Source organism: Streptomyces virginiae (assembly GCF_000720455.1).
Taxonomy (GTDB): Bacteria; Actinomycetota; Actinomycetes; order Streptomycetales; family Streptomycetaceae; genus Streptomyces; species Streptomyces virginiae.
Genome location: NZ_JOAK01000011.1, coordinates 28,495 through 42,957 on the forward strand (window position 1 = coordinate 28,495; position 14,463 = coordinate 42,957).

Annotated in this window: 14 protein-coding genes and 1 pseudogene; 11 read left to right on the forward strand and 4 right to left on the reverse strand. The window is 72.3% G+C overall.

Annotated features, from left to right (window positions below; all coding sequences use genetic code 11):
• Positions 1-215: 215 nt before the first annotated feature.
• Positions 216-818, reverse strand: a pseudogene (cofC, locus tag IG86_RS0118240) (2-phospho-L-lactate guanylyltransferase); the annotation flags it as partial.
• 245 nt (positions 819-1,063) lie between these two features.
• Here cofC and IG86_RS0118245 point away from each other — a divergent pair.
• From IG86_RS0118245 to IG86_RS0118255, 3 genes are read left to right on the forward strand one after another with little or no spacing between them, the layout of a single operon-like run.
• Entirely contained in the window at positions 1,064-1,816 is a 753-nt protein-coding gene (locus IG86_RS0118245; RefSeq protein ID WP_030898020.1) for a lysophospholipid acyltransferase family protein, read from the forward strand.
• Positions 1,813-2,823, forward strand: coding sequence for an NAD(P)H-dependent glycerol-3-phosphate dehydrogenase (locus IG86_RS0118250; protein ID WP_030898022.1), 1,011 nt, complete (start codon positions 1,813-1,815; stop codon positions 2,821-2,823). Before IG86_RS0118245 ends, IG86_RS0118250 begins: the two co-directional genes overlap by 4 nt.
• Positions 2,824-2,862: 39 nt before the next feature.
• Positions 2,863-4,020 carry a D-alanine--D-alanine ligase family protein gene (locus tag IG86_RS0118255; RefSeq protein ID WP_030823666.1) on the forward strand — a complete coding sequence of 386 codons (1,158 nt, stop codon included), beginning with the start codon at positions 2,863-2,865 and terminating at the stop codon, positions 4,018-4,020.
• 71 nt (positions 4,021-4,091) lie between these two features.
• On the opposite strand, the gene IG86_RS0118260 is transcribed toward IG86_RS0118255, so the two are convergent.
• The gene (locus tag IG86_RS0118260; protein ID WP_030823669.1) at positions 4,092-4,586 is read right to left on the reverse strand and encodes a DUF3515 family protein; all 495 of its coding nucleotides are present in this window, start codon (positions 4,584-4,586) and stop codon (positions 4,092-4,094) included.
• A gap of 23 nt (positions 4,587-4,609) precedes the next feature.
• Positions 4,610-4,843 (reverse strand): Lrp/AsnC family transcriptional regulator, encoded by a 234-nt coding sequence (locus tag IG86_RS0118265; protein ID WP_030028650.1) that lies wholly within the window; start codon positions 4,841-4,843, stop codon positions 4,610-4,612.
• 245 nt (positions 4,844-5,088) lie between these two features.
• On the opposite strand from IG86_RS0118265, the gene IG86_RS0118270 reads away from it, so the two are divergent.
• Positions 5,089-6,072, forward strand: a complete 984-nt coding sequence (locus tag IG86_RS0118270; protein WP_030823673.1) for a thiamine-phosphate kinase — start codon at positions 5,089-5,091, stop codon at positions 6,070-6,072.
• Entirely contained in the window at positions 6,069-6,869 is an 801-nt protein-coding gene (thiD, locus tag IG86_RS0118275) for a bifunctional hydroxymethylpyrimidine kinase/phosphomethylpyrimidine kinase (RefSeq protein ID WP_030898026.1), read from the forward strand. Before IG86_RS0118270 ends, thiD begins: the two co-directional genes overlap by 4 nt.
• Positions 6,870-6,996: 127 nt before the next feature.
• Here thiD and rpmB read toward each other — a convergent pair whose 3' ends face one another.
• On the reverse strand, positions 6,997-7,182 hold the full coding sequence (gene rpmB, locus IG86_RS0118280; RefSeq protein ID WP_007266795.1) for a 50S ribosomal protein L28: 186 nt from the start codon (positions 7,180-7,182) through the stop codon (positions 6,997-6,999).
• Between the two features lie 210 nt (positions 7,183-7,392).
• On the opposite strand from rpmB, the gene IG86_RS0118285 reads away from it, so the two are divergent.
• From IG86_RS0118285 to IG86_RS0118310, 6 genes are all read left to right on the forward strand, one after another.
• On the forward strand, positions 7,393-9,126 hold the full coding sequence (locus IG86_RS0118285; protein WP_078905951.1) for a DAK2 domain-containing protein: 1,734 nt from the start codon (positions 7,393-7,395) through the stop codon (positions 9,124-9,126).
• A gap of 26 nt (positions 9,127-9,152) precedes the next feature.
• Entirely contained in the window at positions 9,153-11,345 is a 2,193-nt protein-coding gene (gene recG, locus IG86_RS0118290; protein ID WP_030898032.1) for an ATP-dependent DNA helicase RecG, read from the forward strand.
• A 74-nt stretch (positions 11,346-11,419) separates the two neighbouring features.
• Positions 11,420-11,998: a 16S rRNA (guanine(966)-N(2))-methyltransferase RsmD gene (gene rsmD, locus IG86_RS0118295; RefSeq protein ID WP_030650870.1), complete on the forward strand. Its 579-nt coding sequence runs from the start codon at positions 11,420-11,422 to the stop codon at positions 11,996-11,998.
• Positions 11,999-12,012: 14 nt separating this feature from the next.
• Positions 12,013-12,492 carry a pantetheine-phosphate adenylyltransferase gene (coaD, locus tag IG86_RS0118300; protein ID WP_199825983.1) on the forward strand — a complete coding sequence of 160 codons (480 nt, stop codon included), beginning with the start codon at positions 12,013-12,015 and terminating at the stop codon, positions 12,490-12,492.
• A gap of 103 nt (positions 12,493-12,595) precedes the next feature.
• Positions 12,596-13,675, forward strand: a complete 1,080-nt coding sequence (locus tag IG86_RS0118305) for an ATP synthase subunit B family protein (protein ID WP_030898035.1) — start codon at positions 12,596-12,598, stop codon at positions 13,673-13,675.
• Positions 13,676-13,815: 140 nt separating this feature from the next.
• Positions 13,816-14,463, forward strand: coding sequence for a YceD family protein (locus IG86_RS0118310; protein ID WP_030898037.1), 648 nt, complete (start codon positions 13,816-13,818; stop codon positions 14,461-14,463).

Below are 14,463 nucleotides of genomic sequence, written 5' to 3' on the forward strand. Positions count from 1 at the left end.
GGCCGACCGGTTCAGAAGGTCTGGAGCGTGATCAGGGTGATCCGCAGTTGCGCGCCCTTGCCGTCCGTCTCGATCCGCACCCGCTGTCCCGGCCGCAGCAGCCGCAGGCCGCCCGCGTCGAACGCCGGGGCCTCGAAGGACACCGGGGTGCCGTCGTCCAGCAGCACACTGCCGCTGCGGGTCTGGGAGTCGTACGTGTACGCGGTCGCCTGCATACCCGCACTGTATCGGGCCGTGTGACGCCCCACGCCGAGGGCGAGCGCCATCCGCAGATCGGCCGCGGTGTCCACGTCCCGCCGCACGCTGTCCACGCCCGTCAGTGCGATTTCCACCGCCCCCGAGGCGGAATGCCTGGCCCGCGACGGCCCTCCGAAGGACGGGGCCAATTCCACGTCCGGTGCCGCGGAAAGCAGGGTCGTCCCGATTCCGGCCGCATCCGCCAGAAATGCCCGTGGAAATGCCGAGGCGTTTTCGAGCACGCGTAGCAATTCGGGGGGCCGCAGGGCCGGCAGGTCGGCGTTCATCGCCGCCACCGCGATCCCCGGACGCCCCGCGCGCGCCGCCCGCGCACCGTGCGCCAGCGCCGCGTTGAGCCCGGCCGCCGGGGCGTCCGGGACGATCCGCGCCCCCAGCCTGGCCAGTTCCGCACCGGCCCCGGCGTCGTCCGTGACGACCACCACATCCGCGACCGCCGCGCAGGCCAGCGCTCCCGCGACGGTGTCCTGCGCGAACGCCAGGGCGAGCCCCGGACGCGAAGCCCCCACGGCAGCGGCGAGACGGCTCTTGGCCACCGACAGGGGTTTCAGCGGGACCACCAGACTCCAGACGGCGTTCGTGACGGACCCCTTCCCTCCGGTGCGCTCCGGCCCCTCCCCGGGCCAAGGTCGGGTCATGGCCGGGTCATGTGTCGCCCCATTGTCGCCCCCGCCCGGGCAGCCCGGGAGTCCGGCGGCCTGAGCGGGGCGTACGGTGTTCTCGACAGAGACCGGGCCCGGGGTGACACTTGTCCGGCCCGACGACGAGGTGCCCCGGCCGCGCTCCGGTCCTAGAGGAAGGTGTCCGAGTGTCCCGCCGCAGAATCGGCTTCTGGTACCGCCTGGCGGCGGTCATCGCAAAACCGCCGCTGGTAGTGCTGTTCAAGCGGGACTGGCGGGGAATGGAGCACATTCCGGCCGATGGCGGCTTTATCACCGCCGTCAATCACAACTCGTATCTGGACCCGCTCTCGTACGCGCACTTCCAGTACAACACCGGCCGGGTGCCCCGATTGCTCGCCAAGGCCGCCCTCTTCAAGGTCCCCTTTGTCGGGTCGATCCTCCGCGGCAGCGGGCAGATCCCCGTCTACCGGGAGAGCACCAACGCCCTGGACGCATTCCGGGCCGCCGTCGACGCCATCGAGCGCGGCGAATGCGTGGCCTTTTACCCGGAGGGCACCCTGACCCGGGATCCCGACATGTGGCCGATGGCAGGCAAGACCGGCGTCGCTCGCGTCGCGCTGATCACCAAGGCGCCCGTCATTCCGGTGGCCCAGTGGGGCGCCAACCTCGCGATGCCGCCGTACGCCAAGGAGGACAAGGTCCGGCTCTTCCCGCGCAAGACCCTCCAGGTGCTCGCGGGACCGCCCGTCGACCTCTCGGCCTACTACGACCGGGAACCCACCCCGGACGTCCTCAAGGAAGCCACCGAGGTCATCATGGCGGCCGTCACCGGCCTCTTGGAGGAGGTGCGGGGGGAGACCGCGCCCGAGCAGCCGTACGACCATCGCAACGCCAGGGCGGAACAGCGGCGCAAGGCCGCAGGGGAGGGCAAGAAGTGACACGTCCCGTGAAGGCGACCGTCTTCGGAACAGGCTCCTGGGGCACGGCCTTCGCCATCGTGCTCGCCGACGCCGGCTGCGAGGTGACCCTCTGGGGCCGCCGCAGCGAGGTCGTCGACGCCATCAACACGGGGCGGACCAACTCGGACTACTTCCCCGACGTCGAACTCCCCGCGAACATCCGGGCCACCGGCGACCCGGCCGAGGCCGCGGCGGGCGCCGACTTCACCGTCCTGGCCGTCCCCTCCCAGACCCTGCGCGACAACCTCGCCGCCTGGGCGCCGCTGCTGGCCCCCGACACGGTGCTCGTCTCCCTCATGAAGGGCATCGAACTCGGCACCGCCAAGCGGATGAGCGAGGTCATCGAAGAGGTGGCCAAGGTTCCCGCCGAGCGCATCGCCGTCGTCACCGGCCCCAACCTGGCCGCGGAGATCGCCGCCCGCCAGCCCGCGGCCTCCGTCGTCGCCTGCGTGGACGAGGCCGTCGCCCAGCGCCTCCAGGCCGCCTGCCACACCGCGTACTTCCGCCCGTACACCAGCACCGACGTCATCGGATGCGAGCTCGGCGGCGCGGTCAAGAACGTCATCGGCCTCGCCGTCGGCATCGCGGACGGCATGGGCCTCGGCGACAACACCAAGGGCTCGCTCATCACCCGCGGACTCGCCGAAGCCACCCGCCTCGGCGTGGCCATGGGCGCCGACCCGCTCACCTTCTCCGGCCTCGCCGGCCTCGGCGACCTCGTCGCCACCTGCTCCTCGCCGCTCTCCCGGAACCACACCTTCGGCACCAACCTCGGCCGCGGGATGACCCTGGAGGAGACCATCGCGGTCACCAAGCAGACCGCCGAGGGAGTCAAGTCGTGCCAGTCGGTGGCCGATCTGGCGGGCCGGCACGGGGTGGACATGCCGATCACCGAGACCGTCGTGGACATCGTCCACCACGGCAAGCCCACCCTCGTGGCCCTGAAGGAGCTGATGGGCCGCAGCGCCAAACCGGAACGTCGCTAACTCCTTTCCGGACGCATGAGCGGGTACTCTCATGCCGATATGAGCAGCGAGAACCTCCCCCAGACCCCTGAGCAGCAGGGCCGCAAGCCCCGCGTGGCCGTCGTGTTCGGCGGCCGCAGCTCGGAACACGCCATCTCGGTCGTCACGGCGGGCGCCGTACTGCGCTCCATCGACCGGTCCAAGTACGAGGTGCTGCCCATCGGCATCACCACGGACGGCCGGTGGGCGCTGACCGCCGACGAGCCCGCGCGGATGGCCATCGCCGACCGCAGGCTCCCGAGCGTCGAGGACCTCGCCGATTCCGAGGACGGCGCCGTCGTGCTCTCGGTCGACCCGGCCAGCCGCCAGGTCGTCTACACCGAGCCGGGCGCCGTACCGAAGGCCCTTGGCGAGGTCGACGTCGTCTTCCCCGTGCTGCACGGCCCCTACGGCGAGGACGGCACCCTCCAGGGCCTCCTGGAGCTCTCCGGCATCCCGTACGTCGGCTCGGGCGTCCTCGCCTCGGCCGTCGGGCAGGACAAGGACTACATGAAGCGCGTGTTCACGTCCTTCGGGCTGAGCGTCGGCCCGTACGTGACCATCCGCCCCCGCGAGTGGGAAGCCGACCGGGACGCCGCCACGGCCAGGATCCTGGACTTCGCCGCCGAGCACGGCTGGCCGCTCTTCGTGAAGCCCGCCCGGGCCGGCTCCTCGATCGGCATCACCAAGGTCGACGACCCCTCGGGCCTGGAGGCCGCCGTCAAGGAGGCCCGCCGCCACGACCCGAAGTTCATCGTCGAGGCGCTGCTGCGCGGCCGCGAGATCGAGTGCGGCGTCCTGGAGTTCGAGGACGGACCGCGGGCCAGCGTGCCCGCCGAGATCCCGCCGGTCTCCAGCCACGACTTCTACGACTTCGAGGCGAAGTACATCGACTCCGCCTCCGGGATCGTGCCCGCCCCGCTGACCCCGGAGCAGACCGCCGAGGTCCAGCGGCTCGCGATCGAGGCCTTCGAGGCGGCGTCGTGCGAGGGCCTCGTGCGCGCCGACTTCTTCCTCACCGAGGACGGCGAGTTCGTCATCAACGAGATCAACACGATGCCCGGTTTCACGCCGATCTCGATGTACCCGCTGATGTGGGAGAAGACCGGCATCGCCTACCCGGAGCTGGTGGACCGCCTGATCCAGGCCGCCCTGCGCCGCTCCACGGGGCTGCGCTAGCACCACGTACGGCCGCCGCCCGCCGGCCGCCCCTCCACGGGGGCGGCCGGCGGGCGGCGGTGTGCCGGAGCTCAGTAGGAGGCGATGCCCTCGGGCACGGTCGCGGCGATCGCCGTGGACAGACCGACGAGCATCCCCGCGTCCGTGGCATGCTCCTTGTCGACCCGGACCTCCGTGTAAGCCAGCCGCATACCGGTGGTGAAACGGAATCCGCCGTCGCCGGTCTTCTCCAGCAGCCAGGCCACGTCGTTCACGTGGACGCCCTCCTGCTTCGGATCCAGCATCTGGGGGGGCTTGGCGATACCGCACCGCAGTACGATCGCCGAGCCGCCCCACGAGGCGGTCAGGTCGGACTCCGGTTCGGTCCGGGTCCGCGCCAGGCCGCCCACCGTCTCCGGGAGCTCCTTGTGCAGTGCCGCACAGAACCCCGCGACGTCGGTCGGCGGCGCGGGCGGCGGTTCCACCCGGGCCTCGGAACCGCCCGGGGAGCACGCCGCCGCGGCGGCGGACACGGCCAGGGCGACGGGCATGGCCAGGACACGGAGGGGCCGGCGGTGGAGGGACATCACCGGCCAAGAGTAGACGGGGGCTACAGATGGACCACCGGGCAGGTCAGGGTGCGGGTGATCCCCTCCACCTGCTGGACCTTGGCGACGACCATGCGGCCGAGCTCGTCCACGGTGTCGGCCTGGGCGCGCACGATCACGTCGTACGGACCCGTCACGTCCTCGGCCTGGATCACCCCCGGGATCTGGCCGATGGACTCGGCGACGAACGACGCCTTGCCCACTTCGGTCTGGATGAGGATGTACGCCTGTACCACGGAACCTCCAGGGCGGCCACGAGGGTCATTTCCCCTAATCTTCGGGTGGACCCCACACGATGGACAGGGCCGGGGGAAGAAGGGACGCCACGGTACCGCGTCGCCGTGCGCCACGGGGAGACCTGCGGGCCCGGCGCCACGCACAGCGGGGCGTACGGAGAGCAGAAGTTGACGTATCTGTTGACGGTACCCAGAGCTGTGACGGCTCGCGACCGCAAGCGGACTGGGCAAGAAGGGGCACAGCGATGAAGGGCACTGTCGGCGAGCTGGGGGAGTTCGGGCTGATCAGGGAGCTCACCTCACGGCTCACCACCACCCCGGCCGTCCGGCTCGGACCCGGTGACGACGCCGCGGTGGTGTCGGCCCCCGACCGGCGGGTCGTGGCGAGCACCGACATCCTGCTGGAGGGCCGGCACTTCCGGCGCGACTGGTCCACGGCCTACGACGTCGGCCGCAAGGCCGCCGCGCAGAACCTGGCGGACATCGCGGCCATGGGAGCCGTGCCGACCGCGCTGCTCCTCGGCCTCGTCGTACCCGCCGAACTCCCGGTCACCTGGCCCACCGAGCTGATGGACGGCATCCGCGACGAGTGCCAGGTCGCCGGAGCCGCCGTGGTCGGCGGCGACGTCGTCCGCGGCGACACCATCACCGTCTCCATCACCGCCCTCGGCGACCTGCGCAACCACGAGCCCGTACTGCGCTCCGGCGCCCAGCCCGGCGACGTCGTCGCCGTCACCGGCTGGCTCGGCTGGTCCGCGGCGGGCTTCGCCGTGCTCTCGCGCGGCTTCCGCTCCCCCCGGGCGTTCGTGGAGGCCCACCGGCGCCCCGAGCCGCCCTACCACGCGGGTCCCGCGGCGGCCGGGCTCGGCGCCACCGCCATGACGGACGTCAGCGACGGCCTGATCGCCGACCTCGGGCACATCGCCGAGGCCAGCAAGGTCCGCATCGACCTGCGCTCGGCGGCCGTCGACATCCCGACACAGATGCACGACATCGGGCAGGCCGTCGGCGTGGACCCGCTCCAGTGGGTGCTCACCGGCGGAGAGGACCACGCGATCGTGGCGACCTTCCCGCCCGACGTGAAGCTGCCGGCCCGCTGGAAGGTCATCGGCGAGGTGCTGAACCGCTCCGCGCTGCCCCAGGTGACCGTGGACGGCGCACCCTGGACCAGCACCGGCGGCTGGGACCACTTCGGGGCCGACCCGGCCGCCCAGAACGGCACGCAGTGAACACCGCACCGCCGCTGTGCCTGACCGTCGCCGGATCGGACTCCGGCGGCGGCGCGGGCATCCAGGCCGACCTCAAGACCATGCTGGCCCTGGGCGTGCACGGCATGAGCGTGGTGACCGCCGTGACCGCACAGAACTCCCTCGGGGTACGGGGAGCATGGGAGCTGCCCGCCGAGGCCGTCACGGCCCAGTACCGGGCCGTCGTGGACGACATCGGCGTGCACGCCGTGAAGACCGGCATGCTGTCCTCCACCGCACTGGTGGAGACCGTCGCAGCGCTGCTGGCCGACACCGACGCCCCGGCCGTCGTGGACCCGGTCGGAGTCTCCAAGCACGGTGACGCGCTGCTCGCCGCCTCGGCACTGGACGCCGTACGCGGCGAGCTGCTGCCGCGGGCCACCGTGGCCACGCCCAACCTGGACGAGGTCGCCCAGCTCACCGGCGTCGTCGTGGAGAACGAGGACGACATGCGCCGGGCCGCCGACGCGATCCTCGGCCACGGGTCCCGCTGGGCGCTGATCAAGGGCGGGCACCTCGCGGCGCACGGCGGCGAGGCGGTGGACCTGCTCACCGACGGCGCCGAGGAGCGGTGGCTGCGCGCCCCGCGCCACTCCAACCGGCACACCCACGGCACCGGCTGCACCCTCGCCAGCGCGATCGCGGCCGGGCTGGCCAAGGGACTGACCGTCCCGGCGGCCGTCACGGCGGCCAAGGAGTACGTGACGGGCGGCATCGCCGCCGGCTTCGCGCTCGGCGGGGGCATCGGCCCCGTGGACCACGCCTGGCGTCAGCGCTGACGGGGCCCGGTGCCGGAGCCGACCGCGCCGGCGCCCCGGCCCGCACCCCCGGACAAGGCAAAAGGCCGGTCCACCAGAGGTGGACCGGCCTTCTTGGCAACCGGAAGGGGCTGCGCTACGACGGGCGTCAGCGCGAGACCTTGCCGGCCTTGATGCACGAGGTGCAGGCGTTGAGGCGCTTCGGCGTCCCATTGACCACGGCACGGACGCGCTGGATGTTCGGGTTCCAGCGACGCGAGGTGCGGCGGTGCGAGTGGGAGATGTTGTTGCCGAAGCTCGGCCCCTTGGCGCAAACGTCGCAGTTGGCAGCCACAGGTCACTCCAAAGACTTCAGATGCAATTACAGTGAAACCGGCGCACCGGTTCAGAGGTCTGAAGTGGTTTGCCGGGGAAAAGGCCCGACTTTCATCGGGCAACCGGAGCAGCATACAACGACTGCGCCCGTCCTAGAAAACTACCATGGCGCCCGCCTCCCCCGTCCCGCGGTCCGGACCCCACGGGCGCGGTCCTTCGTTACCCTGCGGTGAACCCTGGCCCGCACAAGGAGGAACGCCCGGTGCCGCACGAGGCTCAGCCGCAGCCCGCCGACGAGCTCGACGCCGAAGCCGTGCGCACCTGGAGCTCGCTCGCCCTCGCCGCACTGGGACGGGCCCGCGACGACATCGACGCGATCAACGTGTACCCCGTCGCCGACGCGGACACCGGCACCAACCTCTACCTCACCGCGGAGTCCGCCGACCGCGCGCTCACCGAGACCTTCGACAACGCCGCCCGCGCAGCCCGCAGCGGGAACGGGACCGCGGAAGTGACCGGCGCCACGGAGCCGACCTCCCTGTCCGAGGCGGTACGGGCCTGGGCGCACGGCGCGCTCGTCGGCGCCCGCGGCAACTCCGGCACGATCCTCGCGCAGCTGCTGCGCGGAGTGGCCGACGTACTCGGCGCCGAACCCGAAGGCCGGCAGACCGGCCCCGGCGGGCTGCTGGCCCACGCCCTCACCCGGGCCGCCGAGGAGGCGTACGCGGCCGTCGCGCACCCGGTGGAGGGCACCATGCTCACCGTCGCGGGCGCCGCCGCACGCGCCGGAGAAGCGGCCTCGGCGGCCGCCGGCACCGCGGCCGACGTGGCCCGCGCCGCCTACGACGGCGCCCGCGCCGCACTCGCCGAGACCCCCGGGCAGCTCGCCGCGCTGGGCCGGGCCGGCGTGGTCGACGCCGGCGGCTGCGGGCTCGTCGCCGTACTCGGCGCCCTCTGGCAGGCACTGTCCGGCCAGGAGCCGGCCGCCGAAGCGCCGGCGCGCGGGGCCGCGACCCCGGCGACGCAGCCGGCCGACCCCTGCGAGCAGGACGAGGACGGCCCCGCCTACGAGGTGATCTACCTGCTGGAGGCCTCCGAGACGGCGGTCGCGGAACTGCGCGCGCACCTCGACGGACTCGGCGACTCCCTGGTCGTGGTCGGCGGCGACGGGCTGTGGAACGTCCACGTCCACGTCGACGATCCCGGCGCCGCCGTGGAGGCGGGGGTCGTCGCGGGGCGGCCGTACCGGATCCGGATCACGCACTTCGGCGACGAGCGCCGCCGGGGCCGCGGCGAACGCGCCCAGCGGGCCGTGGTCGCCGTGGTCCCCGGCGAGGGACTGGCGGGCCTGTGCGCCGAGGCCGGCGCCACCCCCGTACTCGTGCGCCCCGGCGAGGCCCCGGCCACCGCCGAACTCCTCGACGCCGTCCGCCGCGCCCACGCCCGCGAAGTGGTGCTCCTGCCGGGCGGCACCGAGCTGCGCGCCGCCGCGGCCACAGCCGCCGAACAGGCCCGCGCCGAGGGCGTGCGGGTGGCCGTGATCCCCACCCGGTCGGCGGTCCAGGGCCTGGCGGCCCTCGCCGTCCACGACCCGGACGGCAGCTTCGACGAGGACGTGGTGGCCATGACCGCCGCCGCCGGCGCCACCCGGTACGGGGAACTGGCCGTCGCGGAACGCCAGTCCTTCACCTCGGCCGGAATCTGCCAGGCCGGCGACGTGCTCGGCCTCATCGACGGCGACGTCGCCGTGATCGGCGCCGGACTGCCCGAGACAGCCGAGGCCGTGCTGGACCGGATGCTGGGCTCCGGCGGCGAACTCGTCACCCTGGTCCTGGGACCCGACGTGCCGGACGCCGTCGCCGAGCGCCTGGAGGCGTACGTCCAGTCCGGCCACCTGGCCGTGGACACCGTCACCTACCGGGGCGGCCGCTACTCGGCGCCGCTCCTCATCGGGGTGGAATAGCGGGCTTGTCAGCGCCATGGTGTGCAATGGAACACGTGCCCGCGCTCGACGAAGACCTCAAGAAGACGCTCGGTCCCGCCACCGCCAAGGTGCTGGCCGAGCAGCTAGGCCTGCACACGGCCCTGGACCTGCTCCACCACTACCCGAGGCGGTACGCCGAGCGCGGCGAGCTGACCTCGCTGGCCGAGCTCGCCGACCAGATCGACGAGCACGTCACCGTCGTCGCGCAGGTCGCCGACGCCCGCGTCCTGACCTTCAACGGGGGCCGGGGCAAGCGGCTGGAGGTGACCATCACCGACGGCAGCGGTCGGCTCCAGCTGGTCTTCTTCGGCGCCGGGGTCCACAAACCGCACAAGGAACTGCTCCCCGGCAGCCGCGCGATGTTCGCCGGCAAGGTCTCCAAGTTCAACCACAAGCTCCAGCTCGCGCACCCGGCGTACGAGCCGCTCGGCGCCGACGCCTCCGACCGGGACGCCGCCACCGCCTTCGCCAACCAGCTGATCCCGATCTACCCGGCCTGCGCGAAGCTGGAGTCCTGGAAGATCGCCAAGTGCGTGGACGCCGTGCTGCCCAGCGCCCAGGAGGCCGTGGACCCGCTGCCGCCCGCCCTGCGCGAGGGCCGCGGCCTGGTCCCGCTCACCGAGGCCCTGCTGAAGATCCACCGGCCGGCCACCAAGGCCGACATCGAGGACGCCCGGCAGCGCCTGAAGTGGGACGAGGCCTTCGTCCTCCAGGTCGCCCTGGCCCGCCGCCGCCACGCCGACGCCCAGCTCCCGGCCGTCCCGCGCCGTCCCGCCCCCGGCGGCCTGCTCGACGCCTTCGACGCCAAGCTCCCCTTCACCCTCACCGAGGGCCAGCAGAAGGTCTCGAAGGAGATCTTCGACGACCTCGCCACCAGCCACCCCATGCACCGCCTCCTCCAGGGCGAGGTCGGAAGCGGAAAGACGATGGTGGCCCTGCGGGCGATGCTGGCCGTCGTGGACTCCGGCGGGCAGGCGGCGATGCTCGCGCCCACCGAGGTGCTCGCCCAGCAGCACCACCGCTCCATCGTCGAGATGATGGGCGAGCTGGCCGAGGGCGGCATGCTCGGCGGGTCCGACCAGGGCACCAAGGTCGTGCTGCTCACCGGGTCGATGGGGATGCCCGCGCGCCGCCAGGCCCTGCTCGACCTGGTCACCGGTGAGGCCGGGATCGTCATCGGCACGCACGCGCTGATCGAGGACAAGGTGCAGTTCCACGACCTCGGCCTGGTCGTCGTCGACGAACAGCACCGCTTCGGCGTGGAGCAGCGCGACGCACTGCGCTCCAAGGGCAAGCAGCCCCCGCACCTGCTCGTGATGACCGCCACCCCGATCCCGCGCACCGTCGCCATGACCGTCTTCGGCGACCTGGAGACCTCCGTCCTCGACCAGCTGCCCGCGGGCCGCTCGCCGATCGCCACCCACGTGGTGCCGTCCCAGGACAAGCCGCACTTCCTCGCCCGGGCCTGGGAGCGGGTCCGCGAGGAGGTGGAGAAGGGCCACCAGGCGTATGTGGTCTGCCCGCGCATCGGCGACGGGGAGGACGACCCGAAGAAGAAGCAGGCCGCGGAGGAGGCCGACAGGCGGCCGCCGCTCGCGGTCCTGGAGATCGCCGAGCAGCTCGGCCGCGGCCCGCTGGCCGGACTGAGCGTCGAGGTGCTGCACGGCCGGATGGATCCCGCCGACAAGGACGACGTCATGCGCCGGTTCGCGGCCGGCGAGGTCAAGGTGCTGGTCGCCACCACCGTCATCGAGGTCGGTGTGAACGTCCCGAACTCCACCGTGATGGTGATCATGGACGCGGACCGGTTCGGCGTCTCCCAGCTCCACCAGCTGCGCGGCCGCGTCGGCCGCGGGTCCGCCCCCGGCCTGTGCCTGCTGGTCAGCGAGATGCACGAGGCGAGCCCCGCCCGGGCCCGGCTGGCCGCCGTCGCCGCCACCCTCGACGGCTTCGAGCTCTCCCGCATCGACCTGGAACAGCGCCGCGAGGGCGACGTCCTGGGCCAGGCCCAGTCCGGAGTGCGCTCCTCGCTGCGCATGCTCGCCGTCATCGAGGACGAGGAGGTCATCGCCCAGGCCCGGGAGGAGGCCACCCGCGTCGTGGCCGAGGACCCGGCGCTGGAGCGGCTGCCGGGCTTGCGGACCGCGCTGGACGCCCTGCTCGACACCGAGCGCGAGCAGTACCTGGAGAAGGGCTGAGCGGCACGACCTATCGTTGTTGTGCCGCGGCGGACCCGCCGCGCGCCCCCTACCGCCGTACCGAAGGACCCCAGATGACCCGCGTGATCGCCGGCAGCGCCGGCGGGCGACGGCTGGCCGTGCCCCCCGGCACCGGCACCCGGCCGACCTCGGACCGGATGCGCGAAGGCCTCTTCTCCACCTGGGAGTCCCTGCACGGGGTCGAAGGCGCCCGGGTCCTGGACCTGTACGGCGGCTCCGGCGCCGTCGGCCTGGAGGCCCTCTCCCGGGGCGCGTCCCACGCCCTGCTCGTCGAGTCCGACGCCAAGGCCGCCAAGGCGATCCGCGACAACATCCGGACCCTGGGACTGCCCGGGGCGGAGTTCCGCGCCGGCAAGGCCGAGCAGATCGTGGCCGCCCGCGCCGCCGGGGACCCCTACGACGTCGTCTTCCTGGACCCGCCGTACGCCGTGGACAGCGCGGACCTGCGGGAGATCCTCCTCACACTCCGGTCCAATGGCTGGATCACGGACGATGCGCTCGTCACCGTGGAACGCAGCACCAGGAGCGGCGCCTTCCCGTGGCCCGAGGGCTTCGAGCCGCTCCGGTCGCGCAAGTACGGCGAGGGCACCCTTTGGTACGGCCGCGCCGCATGCACGAGCGAAGACTCATGAACGAGGGAGTTCAGTTGCGCCGCGCCGTCTGTCCGGGGTCCTTCGATCCCATCCACAACGGACACCTCGACATCATCGGACGCGCCTCCAGGCTCTACGACGTCGTGCACGTCGCCGTGATGATCAACAAGTCGAAGCAGAGCCTGTTCACCGTCGAGGAGCGGGTCGAGCTGATCCGCGAGGCGACGGCCGACTACGGCAACATCCAGGTCGAGGCCTTCCACGGCCTGCTCGTCGACTTCTGCAAGCAGCGGGACATCCCGGCCATCGTCAAGGGCCTGCGCGCGGTCAGCGACTTCGACTACGAGCTGCAGATGGCCCAGATGAACCTGGGCCTGTCGGGCGTCGAGACGCTGTTCGTCCCGACCATCCCCACCTACAGCTTCCTGTCCTCCTCGCTGGTCAAGGAGGTCGCGACCTGGGGCGGCGACGTCGCCCACCTGCTGCCGGCGCACGTCCACGCGGCGCTCCTGGAGAGGCTGCGCGACCGCTGACCGACTGACAGGACGTCAGGCGGTGTCGGGGGCCCGCCCGCTGGCCTTACAGTCGTCCCGTCCGTCTCAGGAACCGCCCGAGGCCGAGAGAGTGCGAGCCCCCATGGACGTGCAGAAGAAGCTCGACGAGATCGTCGCGGCCGTCGGCGGCGCCCGGTCCATGCCCATGTCGGCCTCCTGTGTGATCAACCGCGCCGAGCTGCTCGCCCAGCTCGAAGAGGTCCGCCAGGCGCTCCCCGGCTCGCTCGCGCAGGCGCAGGAGCTCATCGGCGGCCGGGAGCAGATGGTCGAGGACGCCCGTCGGGAGGCGGAGCGGATCATCGGCGCCGCCCACGACCAGCGCGGTTCGCTGATCGCCGACACCGAGATCGCGCGGCGCTCCCAGGCCGAGGCGGACCGGATCCTGGAGGAGGCCCGCCGGGAGGCGGAGGAGATCCGGGCCGAGGCCGACGACTACGTCGACAGCAAGCTCGCGAACTTCGAGGTCGTGCTGACCAAGACGATCGGTTCGGTGGACCGGGGCCGGGAGAAGCTGCTGGGCCGCGGCCCGGGCCTGGACGAGGACGGCTACCCGGACGCGGACGCCCCCGAGCGCAGCCACGACCCCGAGACGCAGCGGCAGCAGGCGGACGCCTACGTGGACACCAAGCTCGCGACCTTCGAGGCGGTGCTCTCCAAGACCCTGGAGGCCGTGGGCCGCGGCCGCCAGAAGCTGCTCGGCCGGGTCCCGACGGACGACCTGGGCGTGCACATGGCGGCCCAGGACGCGGCCGCGGGCCAGGGCTCCCGCTCGGCGAGCGACTCGGACTTCCTGGCGGGCCTGGCGGAGCCGGAGCCCCCGCACGCGCCCGCGCCGATCCCGGCCCAGCCGGAGCCCCTGTACGACTCGTACGCCTACCAGCAGCCCGCCGCCCAGCAGCAGGACGCGTACTCCTACCAGGACCCGTACGCGGGCTACCAGCAGCAGCCGGACCCGTATTCCGGTGCGGGCACCGGCTCCACCGGAGCGGCCTACGCCGCGCACTACGACGCGCAGCAGCCCGATCCCTACGCCGCCTACCAGCAGCCGCAGCAGGCCCAGCACCCGCAGCACGCGCAGCAGCCCTCGCTCGACGAGACCAGCTTCTTCGACACGAGCATGATCAACCTGGACCAGCTGCGCCAGTACGAACAGGGGCGCTAGGGCCGGATTGGGCTCAGAGCGAAGCGCCGGGTATCCTGGCTCTTCGGTCGCGCGTATGCACCGCGATCCGTGCTGCCCGTACGTGCGGGATCTACGCAGCATTCTTCGATCTTCAGCGATCTGTGAAAGCAGGAACGGCCCTGAACACCCGCCTCGACCACCGCAACCCCCTCGTGTTCGACACGCACGAGCTGGGTCGGCGTCCTGGTGCCATGCAGCGGCTGTCCCGTGAGATCGACGCACCGGCGGACCTCGGTCTCGCCGGCGTGATCGGAGTGCCGGAAGGCGCCCCGGTGAAGCTCAACCTCCGCCTGGAGTCGGTCATGGAAGGGGTGCTTGTCACAGGCACCGTCCGTGCATCGGCGACGGGGGAGTGCGTAAGGTGTCTGGAGGCCGTCGAGCGTGAGCTCAAGGCGGACTTCCAGGAGATGTTCTCGTACCCTGACGCCGACGACCGGGGCCGCGCCAAAGCGGAGCCGGCCGACGACGCCGAGGACGACGAGGACACGCTCTTCCTCGAGGACGGTTTGTTCGACCTCGAACCCGTGCTGCGGGATGCGGTGGTGCTCGCACTGCCGATGCAGCCGGTGTGCCGGGAGGACTGTCTCGGACTGTGCCCCGATTGCGGGGCCGGCCTGAACGAGGACCCGGACCACCACCACGACGCCGTCGACATCCGTTGGGCGGCATTGCAGGGACTCGTCACCGATCAGGGCGATGAGAAGGACAACATGAGCGGCACTGCGTCTGACGGAGTTCAGAGCGCCGCCGAGAAGCAGGAGAAGTAG

What these genes read in the sequence shown, in the direction of transcription:
- IG86_RS0118255 (WP_030823666.1), top strand. Translation starts at nt 2,863, where the DNA reads ATGAGCAGCGAGAACCTCCCCCAGACCCCTGAGCAGCAGGGCCGCAAG.
- IG86_RS0118260 (WP_030823669.1), bottom strand. Translation starts at nt 4,586, where the DNA reads ATGTCCCTCCACCGCCGGCCCCTCCGTGTCCTGGCCATGCCCGTCGCC.
- IG86_RS0118270 (WP_030823673.1), top strand. Translation starts at nt 5,089, where the DNA reads ATGAAGGGCACTGTCGGCGAGCTGGGGGAGTTCGGGCTGATCAGGGAG.
- recG (WP_030898032.1), top strand. Translation starts at nt 9,153, where the DNA reads ATGGAACACGTGCCCGCGCTCGACGAAGACCTCAAGAAGACGCTCGGT.
- rsmD (WP_030650870.1), top strand. Translation starts at nt 11,420, where the DNA reads ATGACCCGCGTGATCGCCGGCAGCGCCGGCGGGCGACGGCTGGCCGTG.
- IG86_RS0118305 (WP_030898035.1), top strand. Translation starts at nt 12,596, where the DNA reads ATGGACGTGCAGAAGAAGCTCGACGAGATCGTCGCGGCCGTCGGCGGC.